Below are 15,237 nucleotides of genomic sequence, written 5' to 3'. Positions count from 1 at the left end.
GGCCGCCTACTCGCTCGCGATACTTGAACTATGGACAGCTACGAGAGCACCGCGACGCTTGAGTGGTGGGCCAACCGATCGAAGTGTCTGGGCAGTCTTCGTGTGCGGGTCGCGGCCCGTGCCGCCGGGGACATCTGGACGTGCGAGGCAATTCTCGAACCTCACGTGGCCGCGGAGGACAGGGAGAGCTTCCACGTCCTGATGCAACTCGATCCGCACTTCACCCTGCGTTTTGACGACGCGAGCGCGCTGCTGGTCAAGGTCGTCGAAGCGGGAGTTGAGGGACGGCTCATCCTCACCGCAGCTGAGGCAGACCCTGCCGAGCCAACCGGAACCAGGCACGTTCCGCACCAGTAGCCCCAGAGCCTCTCGAGGTGCTGCGCTGCGCGTGATCGCTTGGGACGCGTTCACGCGTGTGCCTTGAGGCGTCTCCAGTAAATGAGGCTGCAGGCGACGGAGACGAAGTCGTCGTGCAGTTCGGTGCGGCGTTCCCATCGGACGGCGAGGCGTTTGAAGTGGTGGAGCAGGGCGAAGGTCTGCTGCACCACGTAGCGGAGCTTGCTGAGTCCCTTGATGTTCGGAGCTCCCTTGCGGGAGGTGACGGGCAGGATCCGCTGGTGACGCAGCGCGTCACGGTGCGCGTCGGAGTCGTATCCCTTGTCGCCGAGCAGGGGTTCGGGCCTGCGGCGGGGCCGGCCGGGGCGCCCCGATACGGTCGGGATGTCGTCGGCCAGGGCGAGGGTCTGAGTGACGTCGTTGACGTTCGCCGCAGTGGTAATGACCTTCAGCGGGGTTCCGCGTGCGTCGCAGGTAAGGTCGTGTTTGCTGCCCGTCTTCCGCTGGTCGACGGGCGACGGCCCGGTGTCGTGCCCTAGTTGGCGCGATGTGGGAACCATCCACGCATGCGCGTGACCAGTCCAGCTCGCCGACCGCGTTCAGCTCGGCGAGCAGAACCTGGTGGAGCCGGTCGAAGACCGGTGCCTTCTGTCACCGCTCCAGTCGACGCCTACAGGTCTGTCCTGAGCCGAACCCCAGCTTTTGAGGCAGCAGTTGCCATGCTAGGTCGTTATGGAGGACGAACAGGATGCCCTGGAGACGGAGCCGGTCTGCCACCGGTCGAAGCCCGGGTGACCGCTCCGGCCACGGCGGCAGCAACGGCTCGGTCAACGCCCGCAGCTCATCGTCGACGATCCACGGTCGAGTACCCACACCCTCTCGAACGGCCGACTCGTCACACCGGTAACGCCCAACCAGGGCACCTCAACAAGATCGTGTTACGAGCTCTTGGCGGCGGCTGCCGCGACGGTTGCCAGGTCTTCGCCCGAGAAGCCGGCGCGGCTCAGCACCGCCAGAGATTTGTTCGTCGCCAGCGTGCACAATGCCAGGTCTGCCGCCTCCTGCTCACCGGCCCCCGCCGCCAGCAACGCCTGCTCCAGCCTCGCCCGCAATCCGTCGATCATGGCGCGGACCATCGCCTGGCCCTCCGCGTCAAGTGCCGGGAACTGCGTTGCCGACACCGTGAGCAGGCAGCCATCCGGGACTGTCGGGTCGGCGATACGGTTCAGGGCGACCTGTAGGAAGGCGGCCACAACGGCGCTCGGGCTCGGGTGGGGGCCGGACAGTGCCTGCTCGTACAGCGGGTGGTAGGTCTGCGCGTACCGTTGGAGGCTTTTGCGGAAGAGGGCGCTCTTGTCGCCGAAGGTGCCGTAGAGCGAGCCCCGGCCCAGGCCTGTGCCCTCGGCCAGGCGATCGATCGAGGCTTCCGAGTAACCCCAGCGCCAGAAGACGTGCATCGCGCGTCGTAGCGCCTCGTCCACGTCGAATTGCTTGCGGCCTGCCATGGTCCGTCAGCCTACACATCTTGTACCGATCGTTCAAACATGGGTATGGTCGCCAGCATGACAAGCTTGAGTTCGCTGCGGCTGCCTGACGGATTCCTTGACGTCTTCACCAGCCGGCTCGTGGAGGTGAACGGGCTGCGGCTGCACGCCGTCACCGGTGGGGACGGCCCGGCACTGCTACTGATCGGCGGGTGGCCCCAGACCTGGTACGCCTGGCGGGAGGTGATGCCCGCGCTCGCCCGCCGGCACACCGTCGTCGCCGTCGACTCGCGCGGGGCCGGCCTCTCCGGCAAGCCCGACGACGGGTACGACGCCGGCACGCTGGCCGCCGATCTGGTCGCATTGATGGCCGCGCTCGGGCACGACCGGTTCGACGTGGTCGGCCACGACATCGGCACGTGGACCGCATACGCCCTCGCCGCCGATCACCCCGAGCGGGTGGGCCGGCTCGCCATCCTCGAAGCAGTGATCCCCGGCCTCACGCCGTCCCCGCCGTTCTTCGGCCCGGCCGCGGCCAACCTGAAGCTCTGGCAGTTCGGCTTCAACCGGCTCACCGACCTCAACGAGGAACTGGTCCGGGGACGGGAGCGGCTCTTCTTCGGCTGGCAGTTCGCCACCAAGGCCGCCACGCCGACCGCGATCCCCGCGTACGCCGTCGACGTCTACGTCGACGCGATCACCGCGGATCCTCGCGCGCTGCGGGCGAGCTTCGCGTACTACCGGGAGCTGGACGAGACGATCGCGCAGAACGAGCAGCGCAGCAAGACCCGGCTGACACTGCCGGTGCTCGCCCTCGGCGGCGCGCTGTGGAGCGGCGACAACGCCGCCCAGACGATGCGACTGGCGGCCGACGACGTCACGGGGATCGTCCTCGACGACTGCGGCCATTACCCGGCCGAGGAGCAGCCGGCGCGGTTTGTCGAGATCCTGGAGGACTTCCTCGCGGCCAACCGGTAGCAGGCACGCCACACAGCTGAACTTCGCGAACGACAGGTGGAGCTTCACACACCCCGTTGCGTCATCGAGGAGGCCGTCGCCCTCCTCCACCAGTTCAAACGCCTCACCATCCGATGGGAACGACGCCTCGAACCCCACGACGCCTTCATCTCCGGCATGCAGCCTCATCTGCTGGCGACGCCTCAAGAAGGCGCACCCATGATCCTGTTACGAGTTCGCAGAGAGCGCCGCAGCAGCCTTCGGTGCACGATGCCTCGGCCAACCCCACCTTGTGCCGTACCGATTCAGCTGTGAGAGGGCCGCCGGGCACCAACCGCGCGGTCTTGGCGCAAGCCAAGCCCCGGGGCCACTTCAGGACGCGGCGGACGCAGGCGGCGGTTGTGCGACGCCGACGATGAAGTTTCCCTGGGACCGGACATCTGCCGACCAGCCCAGTGCGGCGAGTTCACCGGTGAGTGTTTCCGGGTCATGGAAGATTTTCTCGATGCGGTACTCGCGGCCGTCGTCGAGCCGGCGCAGTTTCGCGGCCACCTCTTCCCGCGCTGCCTCGGCGGGGCCTTCGTCAATAAAGACCGCTTTGCCGTGCGGTGCGAGTGCGGCACCGACGGTGTCCCAGAAGGCGCTCAGCTGGGACAACGGGACGTGGGAGAGGAAGAAGGCGAAGAACACGGCGTCGAAGCGGTGCGGCGGCTGCCACTTGAACACATCGGCCTGGGCGAACCGGACGTTGGGGAAGCCGGCCCTCTCCTGGGCGATCTCCAGCACCTCGGGCGAGGCATCGACAGCGGTCAGTGAGCGTGCCCGCGCGGCCAACGCCCGAGTCCACTGACCCGTTCCGCAGGCAAGTTCCAGTACATCTCCGGTGATCGGAAGGCCGTCGACCGTAGCCAGCAGCTCCCGCAGGTCCTCACGCTCGGAATAGACCCGGTCGTACTCGGAAGCGCGGGCCCGGTAGTAGGCAATCTGCTCCGCCAGAAGGGCTTCGTCATCGATTGTCATGACCTCGACCCTAGCCGTTCCCTCCCGCCTTCGGCCTGCTCTACGGCCGAAGCGGTTCACAGGTGGTCCCAGAACAAGCCATTCCCCGGGGCCACTTGAAGACGTTGCGACGACACGGGATCTTCACTAAATGGGGCCGCTCGAAGCCAACATGCCGGGTCCGCTGAACAACGTCAGAGCCAGGACTGGTACCAGCTGACCTTGCTGCGAGAGCGGGTGGGTGGGACAGGCCCGGCGGAGGGCGAGGCGATCGGGCGCCTCGGGTGTTGCTCGCGCGCGACGGCGGGGCCGCGCGCGACGCCGGGCAGACCAGGTGCCCGACCGGGGGCGGCGGTCAGGCCGACCGAGGGCAATCCGGGACGACAGCGGCTGCGGCGACTGCGTTGACCAGCAGGTCCTGCACACGTCGGTACCTGGCTTTTCACCGAACGCAGCCATCCGGGGTCGGTCCTCCGCGCAAGTTCTATGCGCTCAACGATGCCGGACGCGAGCAGCTCGCGAAGTTCTGGGCGAAGTGGCAGTACGTCTCATCACGCATCGACAGGCTCAAGGGGGGTGCCTCTATGTTCTTCGTCAATGCTGAGTGGGTCATGCGGGGGCGGTTTCGGGGGTGCGGGGCTCGTAGAAGGTGCCGTCGCGGAGCATGGCGAACAGCACGCTGATGCGGTGACGGGCCAGGCGGAGAAGGGCCTGCGTATGGGTCTTTCCGCGGGCCCGGCATTTGTCGTAGTAGGTGCGGGAGGCGGGATCGTGCAGGGCGGCGAAGGCGGAGAGGAACATGGCCCGTTTGAGCTGCCGGTTTCCGCTTCTGGGTGCATGTTCGCCGTGGATCGAGGTCCCGGAGGATCTGGTGGCCGGTGCCAGGCCGGCGTAGGAGGCGAGGTGGGCGGCGGTGGGGAAGCTGGTGCCGTCGCCGACGGTGACCAGCAGCACGGCAGCGGTCCTGACCGCGACCCCCGGCATCGAGGTCAGGACCTTCGAAAGAGGGTGATCCTCCAGGAGGGTTTTGATCTGGGCTTCCAGGGCCCGGCGTTGTTCGTGGACGGCGGCGAGGGAGCGGGCCAAGGACGGGATCACGGTGTCGAGGGTGCCGGTGCCGGGGACGACGACGGTCTGTTCGCCGAGTGCGTCGAAGACCTCGTCGATCAGGCGCTGGGCCATGCGCGGGGCCTTGGGCCGGATCACCTCAACGAGCTTGCGGCGACCGGCCTTTCGCAGTGCGGCCGGGGATCCGTAGCGTTCCAGCAGCCAGGTCACGGCGCTGTGGTCCAGGCGGGGCCCGAGTACGCGTTCCAAGCTGGGGTGGAACTGGGTGAGCAGGCCGCGTATTCGGTTGGAGGTGCGGGTGGCCTCGGCCGCCAGGTCCTGGTCGAAGCCCACCAGGACCGTGAGTTCGGCGGTGATCTCATCGGTCAGTTCCAGCGAGCGCAGGGTGTGCGGCATGGTGCGGGCGGCGTCCGCGATCACTGCGGCGTCCTTCGCGTCGGTCTTCGCCTCGCCCGGGTAGAGATCGGCGATCCGCCGCATCGACAGGCCGGGCAGGTAGGCGACCTTGCAGCCGGCGTCCCGGGCGACCGTCAGGGGCAGGGCGCCGATCGAGGCGGGCTGGTCCACGATGACCAGGACGGTGCCGAACTTCGCGGCCAGCTTGTCGAACACGGCCCGCAACTTGGGCTCGCTGTTGGGCAGCTGTTTGTCGAAGACCTTCTTGCCGGCCGGGGTCAGCCCGTGCCCGTGGTGAGCGGTCTTGCCGACGTCCAGGCCGAGGAAGACGCCCACGTCGTCGATGTCGTCCAACCCATCCTCCCGAGCAGGGTTCGTGTGGTGCTGGCCAGGGCTTCGGTGTCGTATGCGCGCATCCACGTTATGCAGACCTGCCGCCCGCAAGCAGCCGGGCATTGCGCCAGGCCGGGCGGTAGTCGGACCTCTCATCAGCGTCTCCAACGGCACCCCGCGGACCCGGTGACACCACCCCCCAGGTCATCCCTGCGACAGGGGGGAACAGTGATGCCGGGCCCGGAGGCCAGCGGTCCCATTGCGGAACCGCGAAGAACATAACGGGGGCGGGAGATGAACTTCTGGGAGAAGATCACAGGCAGCGATCTCACCAGGGAATGGAAGGCGTTCGAAGCCCGGGCCGAGGCCCTGCCGGACGCCTACCGGGCGGCGTGGGGGCAGGTCATCGCCCACCTCTTCCCCTATGGGGACTTCACCGGCCGCAACCTGATGCCGATCCTCGACGCCGCCCTGGGGCTGCTCGAAATGGCAGCGGCGGACGGACAGAGCGTCCAGGAGGTACTCGGCGACGACATCCCAGGTTTCTGCACCGCGCTGGCTGGTGGACAGGGGGCTCGGACCTATCGCGACCGGTGGCGCGAGCAGTTGAACAGGAACGTCGCAAAGAAGCTGAGCCGGTTGGGAGACTGACGTGAGCATCCAGGACATCATCGAGGGCAAGAAGCAGTGGCGGGCGCACATGGCCCGGGTCAAGGCGCTCCCGCAGGACTACCAGATCGTCTACAAGGAGATGCAGAAGTACCTGTTCAAAGTCGGACCGGTCGACCTGCCTGACGGACCCCTGCTTCCCAGGATCGTTGACTTCTTCGAGGAAGGCGCCGCAGCAGCCCAGGGGGTCCTGGAGCTCATTGGCAACGACGTCGCCGCGTTCTGCGACGACCTGGTCAAGGACTCTCCCACCTATGCGAACGCCTACCAGGAGTCCCTGAGCAGGGCACCCGGTACGGCCGAGAAGTAACACCCCCCGCCTGCTGCCAGTGGGCGTAGCAGCCCGCGGTTCGTTCGCCTCGACGCAGCGCGAAGGGGCTCGGGCCAGCGGCATTCGTCGTCCCCGCGCTCCGGCCCGTCCAGCCAGTAGGCGCCGGTGGGCGAAGCAGGCGTCGCTGGGGACCCCGTGAACACGTGCAGCAGGCCCATGGCCTGGCTGTAGCCAGGGCGTTTCGGTTCGGACCAGTAGCCGTGGTGCCCGCTGGACTCCCGCTCCGGCCAGACCGGTCGCGGGAGCCGGTCGGCTCCGTCGGGCTGCGCCTCAGCCGAACACGGCCGTGCCGTTCCGTCGGCTCACCGAGGCGATCGCGGACCTGTGACATCGTTCGCGCTCCCGGTGATCCCGCTGTTGGCCATCGGTGGCCGCCGCCCAGCTGAGCCTTTCTCACCGGGGGCGCTGCAGCCGCCGCCGCTTATGACCAGACGCTGCGCCTGCAGGCCCGGACTGTCTTGGAACCCACACTCTTGGAACCCATCAGCAACGACGTCGCCGCGTTCTGCGACGACCTGGTCAAGGACTCGGGCACCTATGCGGACGCCTTCCAGGAGTCCATCAGCAGGGCACCCGGTACGGCCAAGAAGTCAAGCGGCGCCAGGACCTGCCCCGCACTCGCAGAACCGGCGTGTGCCCTGGCCGGCGCCAGGTGCGGGCCCGGATCCGCTCGTGGCGCTCATGGTTGGAGTGCTTGCCCCGTCCTGTGCCCCTTGTGCGTGAGCAGCATCAGGCGCCCGCTCAGCGGCTTGTGGAAGCGGGAGGCGAGCAGCGGCCGTACGACCTTGTTGGCGGCTCGGAAGATCTTCACCATAGGTGGCCTGGTCGCGTTCGCCGTGGGTGTGCCGGAGGTGCTCACCAGATGCCGCCGGGGACGGTGTGGACGATCTCGGCCTGGTCGCGCTTGGTGTACGCGTCCCAGTAGTGCTCGGCGATGGTCTCGGGCTCGGTGCCGGGACCGCTGCCGATGAACACCCCGATCGCCACGTGCGCGGCGTGCACCCCGCGCTCGGCGAGGTCGACGCTCAGGGCCATGGCGTAGTTGCGCAGGGCCGCCGCCGCGACGCCGATGCTGCCGAACGGGCCGCCGATCGGCCGGACCGAGGAGGCGCCCGTGGAGAACAGCAGGGTGCCACTGCCGCGTTCGAGCATGGCGGGCAGCACCTGACGGACCGCGGCGACCGCTCCGTACAGGTAGTAGTCGAGCTGCTTGTGGAGGTCCTGCGCCTTGGCGTCGACGGCGGCGGCGCCGGCGAACGTGGGGTCGGCGGGTGAGTACTCCAGTACGTCGACGGCCCCGAACCGGTCGGCGACCGCGGCGAGCGCCGACTGCAGCGAGTCGGGACGCGTCACGTCCGCGGCGAAGCCTGCGGCCTCGATGCCCTCCTCGGCGAGCCGCGCGGCGAGCGCGTCGAGCTTGTCCTGGGTCCGGGAGACCAGGGCGACCTGGAAACCCTCCCTTCCGAAGCGGCGGGCGATGGACAGGCCCAGGCCGGGGCCTGCTCCGATGACGGCGATGACGGGCATGGGTGGTGCTCCTCTGGTCGGACGGGCTGGACGGATGAGGGGCACCTCCCGCCACGACAGCGGTCAGGACTGAAAGTCGAGGGCAGCCTCATGTTCTTGGATCGTAGCAGAGAACATGAGGCACCCCTCCGGTTGGTAGTCTGAGTGACATGGCCATCGACCCTCCGTCCGCCTCCGCCGGGAACCCCGCCCCTGTCCGCCCCCTGCGGCGCGACGCGCAGCGCAATCGCGAGACCCTGCTCACCGCGGCCCGCTCCTGCTTCGCCGAGCAGGGCCTGGAGGCACCCCTGGAGCAGGTGGCCAAGCGGGCCGGGCTGGCCATCGGCACGCTGTACCGGCACTTCCCCACCCGGCTGGACCTGGTGCAGGCGACCTTCGCCGAGAAGCTGGCCCTCTGGCGGGAGGCCGCCGAGAAGGCCGTCACCATGGACGACGCCTGGGCGGGGCTGTGCCATTTTCTGGAGACCATGTGCGAACTCCAGTCACAGGACCGGGGGTTCAACGACCTCGCCTCCATGCGGTTGCCGGAGAGCGCCTGCCTGGCGGGCGCCCAGACCCGCATCCGTGAACTCGGTGTACACATCGTCGAGCGTGCGCAGGAGCAGGGCAGCCTGCGCCCCGACCTCACCCCCGAGGACCTTGCCTTCGTCATCTGGTCGCACAGCCGCGTCACCGAGGCCACCCACGCCATCGCCCCGGACGCCTGGCGCCGCCACCTTTACCTTCTGCTCGACGGCTTCCGAACCGACCGCGCCCACCCGCTACCGGCGCCGCCGCTCACCGGGGAGCAGCTGTACCGAGCCATGATCAGCCTCGGCGGAAACGGGGCCTGCGGCGCCTGACCGTCGGGACGCGTCGTTGTCTCAAGGCGCCGCGGGAGCCCCTTCCCGGCGACCAGGCCGAGCCGGTACACCTCCGTCCCGGCGATGCAGAGTTCGTGGAGACGTTTGGTGACCTCCGCGCGCACCAGCGACACGGCGCGCTCGAAGGCCGCCTCGTCGGCGAAGCATTCGCACATCCAGACCACGTCCGGGTCCTCGAGGCTGACATGCATCAGGTAAAGCAGCCACGACGCCACGCTCTACAAAGACCGCAACACAGTCCCTACCGAACCCGGAACGGTTCAGGAACGAGGCGAGAGGTACCGCTGCGACAACCGCAAGCCACCAAGTGGCCTTTCTTCCATGCCTGCCGACCGGCCAGCTCATCCGTACCAGCACGTTGTTCGAACTTCGCCGACCATGCAAGCGGATGGAGAGCAGACAGTTACGTGCGGCTCCGGGGTTCGGGCCGCTGTCCGGTTCAGGCCAGGCCGAACCTCTCGGCGTGCACCTGACTCGCGGGGACCCGCAGATCCCGCAGGCCGGCAAGCACGGCTTTGGTCATGGCGGGTGGGCCACAGACGTACACGTCGCGTTCGGTGATGTCGGGCACCAGGTGGTGCAGGCCGTCCGGGCTGAACGGCGGAGGGGCGCCGCCCTCGCCTGTCCGGCCGGTGAGCAGATGCAGCTGTCCGCCCCGCAATTCGATCAGCTGACGCACCTCGTTCAGCAACACGGCGTCCGCCTCGCTGCGTACCCGGTACAGAACGACGACGTCGCCGGTAGCCTGCTCCTCCAGCATGGCCCGCACGGGCGTGATCCCCACGCCGCCGGCGATCAGCAGGGCGCCGGGCCGGGTCCGGTGCAGCGTAGTGAACGCCCCGTACGGACCCTCGACGAAGGCGCGGCTGCCGACCTGGAGGTTTCGCAGGCCGGCGCTGGTGCTGCCCGCCGCCTTCGCCGTGAGGCGCAGCCCTGTTCCGCCTGGCGCCGCCGACAGGGAGAAGGGGTTGGCCAGCCACCAGTGGTTGTGCCCGGGGAACCGCCAGATGCAGAACTGACCCGCCCTGGCCGGCAGCTTGTCGAGGTGTCGGCCGGTGACGTACACGGAGACCACGTTGTCCGACTCCGGCACCACGGCCGCGACGCGGAACCGGTGGTAGGCGTTGCGCCACAGCGGCATGACGACTCGGCCCGTCAACAGGGCGCCGAACGCGAAGAGCCACAGAATCCACCAGTAGGCCTTGGCGAACGCGGAGGACGTGAACGTCGTGGTCTCCTCCAACTGGTGGACGAATGCCAGGCCCAGGGCGACGTAGAGCAACAGGTGCAGGCCGTGCCAGACCTCGTAGCGCAGCCTTCGGCGCAGGGGCCGGGTGGAGATCACGCCGATCACGAGGACGGTGGCGGCGGCCCACATGCCCAGCAGGGAGGCCGGTACGCCGCTCAGGGCGACGAACGTCTTGCCCATGGACGTGTCGTCGAGTGTCGCGTAGCCGAGTATCACCAGCGTGGCATGGGTGAGGACCGTCCACAGCAGGGTGAAGCCGACCCAGCGGTGCCACACCGTGAGCCGATCCATCCCGATACGGCGGTCCAGCCACGGTATCCGGGCCACCAGCAGCAGTTGGAACATCATCAGCAGAGCCGCGTGCAGTCCGAAGAACTTCGCGGTCGTGAGGACCCCGTTCTTGCCCGAACCGGCGCTGAGGAAGAGCGTCTCGACGATCACCGCGTTGACAATGACGAAGGTCCACATCGCCCAACGTGCTGCGTCCACTGGGGGAACGGTGCCTCTGCGTACCGCGTTGCTCGCCGTCACCACGGTCGCCTCACATCCCCCGGGGCCGCGGCACTTGCGGCCCGTATGCACAAAACCCATGAAGATCGAGTCATTCATCCGGATGAGTGGCTCGATCGGGTAAGCATACGGAGCGCGGGTCCGATTCGTTCACGCTGGAACCGATTCCATCCCGGTCTGCAAGGGCGGCAAGGGCGCTGGTGGTCCGCACGCCGCTGAAGGAGAAGGTCAGGAGGCGACCACGCGCGCGTGGAGCTCCGTGACGATCTTGCGTGCCGAGGAGATCGCCCCGTGCTGCCAGGCGTCGAGATAGCTCAGGTAGTCGCCGGCGAAGTACACATTGCCCTGCGCCATGTTGAGCGGCGCGTACGCCGGCGCGTCGGGGCCCCCGGGCATCGAGTGCCAGGCTCCCTCGAGGTACGGGGCGAGCTTCCACTGATGGGAGAAGGAAGCCGCCAGCTCGGTACGGTACTTGTCGCCGTGGATCATGACACCCTGCGCGACAGCACGCTCCAGCCGTTGGGCCGGGGTGAGCGCTGAATACACGTCTGAGTGAGCACCGGTGTTGTAGTAGCCGATGATCAGGCCACGGTCGCCGAGGTGGCCATAGGACGGGTACCAGATGTGGTCCAGGTCCATGTCGGTCTCGGTAATGCCGCCGAAGATTCTGAGGTCCTTCTCCCACCACCGGCTCTTGTACTCGAGGCCGATCTTGGAGGCGTTGGCGGGCTTCACGGCGAGGAGCGCGGTCTGCACTTTGGTGCCGAGGTTGTGCGGGGTCTTCGCGAGGACATGCGGTGCCAGGGTGGCGATGCAGTAGTCGGCCTTGACCACACGGGTACGGCCGCTTTGGTTGTAGGTGACGACCACGCCGTCCGTAGTGTTCTTGATATCAGTCACGGCCGCGCCGGTGTGGATCTTCTCGTGTCCGATGGCACGCGCGAAAGCCTTGGGTATCTGGTCCATCCCGCCGACCGGCTGGAACATCAGCATCGCCTGGTCGTAACCGAATTCGAACGAGAAGTAGCGGCCCACGTTGGAGGCGAAGACGTCCGACAGCGACGGAACGCTGCCGAGTTCCTCACCGGGCGTGCCGGAGGCGCCGGGGTCGACGCTGAACCCCCGGTGTTCGGTGCCGGTGTACGTGTAGTCGGCGCCGAGCGAGCCGTAGCTCTTGAGGAAGGTGAGCAGCCGCTCCTTGTCGTCGGCCGTCAACTCGCCGTCGAGAGCGCCCGCGTTGGTCGCCTTGGAGAGCAGCTCGGAGACATAGCCGTATACATCGGCCTTCGCGGTCCGGTATTGGACCGGTTCCGTCATGCCCCGGCCCGGGTTGTAGATGAGCGCACTGGCATTGGTGTTGGTGAAGGCCTCGATCGGTACGCCGAGTTCGCGGCAATAGTCGAGGGTGACCATCCATTGGGCGAGGCGGGCCGGGCCTGCATTCATGTACTGGCCGTTGCTGAAGTGGGCCGTCTGGCTGCTGCCGTTGATGTCCGTGAGGCTGTCGCCGCCGCGGATGGTGAGGTTTCGGCCACCGACGCGGTCCCGGGCCTCGAGGATCGTACAGTCGTAGCCGGCCTTCCCCAGCTCGTAAGCTGAGGTGAGGCCCGCGATGCCGCCTCCGATGACGACTACTCTGGCAGGCTTGCCGCCGCGTCCCTGAAGGGTGAAGTCGCTGCGGCGTGGTGCCTGGAAGGACCCCTCCTTCTCTGCCGCGTAGGCGGCCGTGGGTGCGAGGCCGAGGGCCCCCATGGTGGCGAACATGGCTCCGGCGCCACCGGCGACTCCGACGCGGCGCAGGAACGCTCGGCGACTCGTTCCCGGCCCGACCTGAGGCTGTGCCATGACTGGGCTCCCATTCGGTCTGGAATGAAGACCGGGGAAGCCTCCCAGTGATCGATTACGTCCCGTGGATTGTTGATGTGACCCACACGTTTCTGCAAGGTCGCATCTCGAAAGGACAGGGTGGCGTGTACGGGTGTGAGTGGGCGGGTTGGTGGCAACGGGTGGGTGTCAGCAGGATGGGATGCTTGTTGGGCCCGCATCATTTTGGCATGTGCGGCCGGGGCGCCGAATACGCGTGTGGCGGCGGATCTCAAGGTGACCGCCGACACGGTCAGGAAGTGGCGGTCGCGGTTTTCTGACCATCGGCTCGAGGGGCTGACGGACATGCCGCGGCCAGGCCGGCGCAAGGCAGAACTGATACTCAGCGAGGACGAGCGGCATCAGTTGATGCGTTGGGCGAAACGAGCGAAGACCGCCCAGTTCCTGGCCCTGCGGGCGAAGATCGTGCTGCGGTGTGCGGAGGGCGGGACGAGCAAGCAGGTGGCGGCCGAACTCGGGGTGCGAGAGCAGTCGGTGAACCGCTGGCGGGCCCGGTTCGTCAAGCGGCGCCTGGACGGGCTGGTCGACGAGCCCCGGCCGGGGCGGCCGCCGTCCATCCTGCTCGACCAGGTCGAGGACGTTGTTGTCGCGACGCTGGAATCGACGCCGGGTAAGGACACGCACTGGTCGCGGGCCTCGATGGCCGAGCGAACCGGGCTGTCGAAGTCGACCATCGGGCAGATCTGGAAGAGGTTTGATCTCAAGCCGCACTTGCAGGATGCCTTCAAGCTCTCCACCGACCCGCAGTTCGTCGCCAAGGTCGTCGACGTCGTCGGGCTGTATCACCACCCGCCGGAGAAGGCGGTGGTGCTGTGCGTGGACGAGAAGTCCCAGATCCAGGCGCTGGACCGGTCCCAGCCCGTGCTGCCGATGATGCCGGGCATGCCCGAGCGCCGTACCCACGACTATCTGCGGCACGGCGTCACCAGCCTGTTCGCCGCCTTCAACGTCGCCGACGGCACTGTCGTATCGACACTGCACCGCCGCCACCGGGCGATCGAGTTCAAGAAGTTCCTGGTCACCATCGACAAGGCGGTGCCGGCTGGTCTCGACGTCCATCTGGTCTGTGACAACTACGCCACCGACAACACCGCCGAGATCAAGACCTGGCTGGGCAAGCACCCCCGCTTCCACGTCCACTTCACCCCGACCGGCTCCTCCTGGGTGAACGCCTCGACGACGCCGACCGTCGTCGACCGCGTCGCCGTTCAGGCGGGTCAGCAGTCGGCCCAGGGCCGTGGCGGCCGGCGTGCAGGCTGTGAGGCCGAGACGTCGGCGTAGGCCCGGGCCGCTGTTGGTGGCGTAGCGCGCGATACAGGCCAGCGAGGTTGCGCCGCTGAGCACGGCGACCAGGCACAGTGTGAGCAGGACGCCGATGCGGTAGCGGCGGCCCCGGGCGCGGCGGGGGTCCGGAACCCGGTCCAGGACCTCGGCCGGAGTGCACAGTTCGGACAGCCCTGCAGACGGGCTTGGAAGTACGACGTCCTCGCGGTGGAGCACGAGGACGTCGATAAGGGAGGACGGCATGCGAACGCTACCCCTGCCCGTGATCTTTGGCTTCGATCAACCCTGATCATCACGAGTCGCCGTTTCCAGTCCGGCGAATCACCCGCGAATGACCGCACTTGGGCGCACCCCTCATGTCGTCACCCGAGAACGCATCGGCCTGGACCGCTACGCGCCCGGCGCCCGGTACTGGATTCGTTCGGCTTTGCGCAGGGCATCGATGGTTTCATCGACGGTCAGGAGAACTGTCGTCTCGAACGAGCTAAGCGCGCCGCCTCCGCTGATAGCCAGCGCAACCGCGGCCATGGACACGTTGTCGGGGGCCTCCCACAGGTTGTAGCCGTCGTGCGTGCCGAAGGCATACCAGAAGCCGTGGAGCTTCCCGCCGACGGACTCGATGTACGCCTGAGCGGCCTTTGCGCGGTCCTCGGGTTGGACGATCAGCCTCGCCCAAGTCTCCGGTGTGTAGCTGAACCTCGATAGATAGAGCGGCATCATGTTTCCCTTTCGTTTCACCAAGGGATGCCCCGGGGGGCCGGGAAACGCGCTGGATGTGGCCCGCGTGTCCCCCGAACGGCTGGGGACAATGGCCGGCACGGCCACAGCCAACGGGTGAGCGACTGACCCGGGCGGCTCTGGCCCTGCTTCGTACACGGTGGCTGATACGCCCACGTACCGGTCCGTGTGACCACTGCCGGGCACACCCTGCCGGCGCGTGAGCTACTTCATCTCACAACCTGAGAAAGCATCAGCCCTGCCTCCAGTGCTGCAGACCCGCCCCCTGCAGCCGAAGCAGTTATGGGAAAGTCTTGGATAGCTGCTCCTGCGAGTCCGCTGGATCGCTGCATCTCCGCGATCGTTGAATGTACGCTGCAGGAGGTCTGGGACATGCCTGAGTGAAACCGTTCGGCCGCTCAGTAATATACCGAAAGCATGCTCGAGTAACCCTGCGGTGTGTTCCGGGTGCCGGCCAGAATAGGTACTGAGGCCGCCTCCATGGCCGGATCCGGCCTCGTTGGCGAACCGCACCCTCTTGACGGTGTAACTACCGTAATTGGTATGGATCAGAAGTTCCTTCTGGAAGACGTCACTCTTGTCATTCCGGGTCCGGAAGCGGGGCAAGTG

The 15,237-nt window shown here is 67.4% G+C and carries 14 protein-coding genes and 2 pseudogenes; 7 read left to right on the top strand and 9 right to left on the bottom strand.

What is annotated here, in order from left to right; translation table 11 throughout:
* Nucleotides 1–30: 30 nt before the first annotated feature.
* Nucleotides 31–357: a hypothetical protein gene (locus M2157_RS01265; protein ID WP_280864099.1), complete on the top strand. Its 327-nt coding sequence runs from the start codon at nucleotides 31–33 to the stop codon at nucleotides 355–357.
* A gap of 50 nt (nucleotides 358–407) precedes the next feature.
* Here M2157_RS01265 and M2157_RS01260 read toward each other — a convergent pair.
* Both M2157_RS01260 and M2157_RS01255 read right to left on the bottom strand, forming a co-directional pair.
* Nucleotides 408–1,209: pseudogene (locus tag M2157_RS01260) on the bottom strand (IS5 family transposase).
* 65 nt (nucleotides 1,210–1,274) lie between these two features.
* Nucleotides 1,275–1,841, bottom strand: coding sequence for a TetR/AcrR family transcriptional regulator (locus M2157_RS01255; RefSeq protein ID WP_280859920.1), 567 nt, complete (start codon nucleotides 1,839–1,841; stop codon nucleotides 1,275–1,277).
* A gap of 57 nt (nucleotides 1,842–1,898) precedes the next feature.
* On the opposite strand from M2157_RS01255, the gene M2157_RS01250 reads away from it, so the two are divergent.
* The gene (locus M2157_RS01250) at nucleotides 1,899–2,798 is read left to right on the top strand and encodes an alpha/beta hydrolase (RefSeq protein WP_280864098.1); all 900 of its coding nucleotides are present in this window, start codon (nucleotides 1,899–1,901) and stop codon (nucleotides 2,796–2,798) included.
* A gap of 351 nt (nucleotides 2,799–3,149) precedes the next feature.
* On the opposite strand, the gene M2157_RS01245 is transcribed toward M2157_RS01250, so the two are convergent.
* Nucleotides 3,150–3,797, bottom strand: coding sequence for a class I SAM-dependent methyltransferase (locus tag M2157_RS01245; protein WP_280864097.1), 648 nt, complete (start codon nucleotides 3,795–3,797; stop codon nucleotides 3,150–3,152).
* Between the two features lie 431 nt (nucleotides 3,798–4,228).
* On the opposite strand from M2157_RS01245, the pseudogene M2157_RS01240 reads away from it, so the two are divergent.
* A pseudogene (locus tag M2157_RS01240) lies at nucleotides 4,229–4,354 on the top strand (PadR family transcriptional regulator); the annotation flags it as partial.
* 31 nt (nucleotides 4,355–4,385) lie between these two features.
* On the opposite strand, the gene M2157_RS01235 reads toward M2157_RS01240, so the two are convergent.
* On the bottom strand, nucleotides 4,386–5,594 hold the full coding sequence (locus M2157_RS01235) for an IS110 family transposase (RefSeq protein WP_280864096.1): 1,209 nt from the start codon (nucleotides 5,592–5,594) through the stop codon (nucleotides 4,386–4,388).
* Nucleotides 5,595–5,867: 273 nt separating this feature from the next.
* Between M2157_RS01235 and M2157_RS01230 the strand changes: the two genes are divergently transcribed.
* The gene (locus M2157_RS01230) at nucleotides 5,868–6,224 is read left to right on the top strand and encodes a DUF1048 domain-containing protein (RefSeq protein ID WP_280864095.1); all 357 of its coding nucleotides are present in this window, start codon (nucleotides 5,868–5,870) and stop codon (nucleotides 6,222–6,224) included.
* A gap of 1 nt (nucleotide 6,225) precedes the next feature.
* Complete coding sequence (locus tag M2157_RS01225; protein WP_280864094.1) at nucleotides 6,226–6,552, top strand: DUF1048 domain-containing protein; 327 nt, start codon at nucleotides 6,226–6,228, stop codon at nucleotides 6,550–6,552.
* A 700-nt stretch (nucleotides 6,553–7,252) separates the two neighbouring features.
* Here M2157_RS01225 and M2157_RS01220 read toward each other — a convergent pair.
* On the bottom strand, nucleotides 7,253–7,387 hold the full coding sequence (locus M2157_RS01220) for a hypothetical protein (protein WP_280868374.1): 135 nt from the start codon (nucleotides 7,385–7,387) through the stop codon (nucleotides 7,253–7,255).
* 41 nt (nucleotides 7,388–7,428) lie between these two features.
* On the bottom strand, nucleotides 7,429–8,100 hold the full coding sequence (locus M2157_RS01215) for an SDR family NAD(P)-dependent oxidoreductase (RefSeq protein WP_280864093.1): 672 nt from the start codon (nucleotides 8,098–8,100) through the stop codon (nucleotides 7,429–7,431).
* 149 nt (nucleotides 8,101–8,249) lie between these two features.
* On the opposite strand from M2157_RS01215, the gene M2157_RS01210 reads away from it, so the two are divergent.
* Nucleotides 8,250–8,942: a TetR/AcrR family transcriptional regulator gene (locus M2157_RS01210; protein ID WP_280864092.1), complete on the top strand. Its 693-nt coding sequence runs from the start codon at nucleotides 8,250–8,252 to the stop codon at nucleotides 8,940–8,942.
* 460 nt (nucleotides 8,943–9,402) lie between these two features.
* Here M2157_RS01210 and M2157_RS01205 read toward each other — a convergent pair whose 3' ends face one another.
* Together M2157_RS01205 and M2157_RS01200 are read right to left on the bottom strand one after the other, a co-directional pair.
* Nucleotides 9,403–10,680 (bottom strand): ferredoxin reductase family protein, encoded by a 1,278-nt coding sequence (locus M2157_RS01205; protein WP_280868148.1) that lies wholly within the window; start codon nucleotides 10,678–10,680, stop codon nucleotides 9,403–9,405.
* A 270-nt stretch (nucleotides 10,681–10,950) separates the two neighbouring features.
* The gene (locus M2157_RS01200; RefSeq protein ID WP_280864091.1) at nucleotides 10,951–12,567 is read right to left on the bottom strand and encodes a flavin monoamine oxidase family protein; all 1,617 of its coding nucleotides are present in this window, start codon (nucleotides 12,565–12,567) and stop codon (nucleotides 10,951–10,953) included.
* A gap of 120 nt (nucleotides 12,568–12,687) precedes the next feature.
* Here M2157_RS01200 and M2157_RS01195 point away from each other — a divergent pair, with 120 nt between their 5' ends.
* Nucleotides 12,688–13,887, top strand: a complete 1,200-nt coding sequence (locus tag M2157_RS01195; protein ID WP_348541769.1) for an IS630 family transposase — start codon at nucleotides 12,688–12,690, stop codon at nucleotides 13,885–13,887.
* A 393-nt stretch (nucleotides 13,888–14,280) separates the two neighbouring features.
* Here M2157_RS01195 and M2157_RS01190 read toward each other — a convergent pair whose 3' ends face one another.
* A complete protein-coding gene (locus tag M2157_RS01190; RefSeq protein WP_348541825.1) occupies nucleotides 14,281–14,607 on the bottom strand; it encodes a GYD domain-containing protein in 327 nt (108 codons plus the stop codon).
* Nucleotides 14,608–15,237 lie beyond the last annotated feature (630 nt).

The sequence above is a fragment of the Streptomyces sp. SAI-127 genome, from assembly GCF_029894425.1.
Lineage (GTDB): Bacteria > Actinomycetota > Actinomycetes > Streptomycetales > Streptomycetaceae > Streptomyces.
This window is presented reverse-complemented; position numbering and strand designations above follow the sequence as displayed.

Excerpts from the sequence above, each read along its gene's own strand:
- M2157_RS01265 (WP_280864099.1), top strand. The coding sequence starts at position 31 with ATGGACAGCTACGAGAGCACCGCGACGCTTGAGTGGTGGGCCAACCGA.
- M2157_RS01255 (WP_280859920.1), bottom strand. The coding sequence starts at position 1,841 with ATGGCAGGCCGCAAGCAATTCGACGTGGACGAGGCGCTACGACGCGCG.
- M2157_RS01250 (WP_280864098.1), top strand. The coding sequence starts at position 1,899 with ATGACAAGCTTGAGTTCGCTGCGGCTGCCTGACGGATTCCTTGACGTC.
- M2157_RS01245 (WP_280864097.1), bottom strand. The coding sequence starts at position 3,797 with ATGACAATCGATGACGAAGCCCTTCTGGCGGAGCAGATTGCCTACTAC.
- M2157_RS01230 (WP_280864095.1), top strand. The coding sequence starts at position 5,868 with ATGAACTTCTGGGAGAAGATCACAGGCAGCGATCTCACCAGGGAATGG.
- M2157_RS01220 (WP_280868374.1), bottom strand. The coding sequence starts at position 7,387 with ATGGTGAAGATCTTCCGAGCCGCCAACAAGGTCGTACGGCCGCTGCTC.
- M2157_RS01215 (WP_280864093.1), bottom strand. The coding sequence starts at position 8,100 with ATGCCCGTCATCGCCGTCATCGGAGCAGGCCCCGGCCTGGGCCTGTCC.
- M2157_RS01210 (WP_280864092.1), top strand. The coding sequence starts at position 8,250 with ATGGCCATCGACCCTCCGTCCGCCTCCGCCGGGAACCCCGCCCCTGTC.
- M2157_RS01205 (WP_280868148.1), bottom strand. The coding sequence starts at position 10,680 with ATGTGGACCTTCGTCATTGTCAACGCGGTGATCGTCGAGACGCTCTTC.
- M2157_RS01200 (WP_280864091.1), bottom strand. The coding sequence starts at position 12,567 with ATGGCACAGCCTCAGGTCGGGCCGGGAACGAGTCGCCGAGCGTTCCTG.
- M2157_RS01190 (WP_348541825.1), bottom strand. The coding sequence starts at position 14,607 with ATGCCGCTCTATCTATCGAGGTTCAGCTACACACCGGAGACTTGGGCG.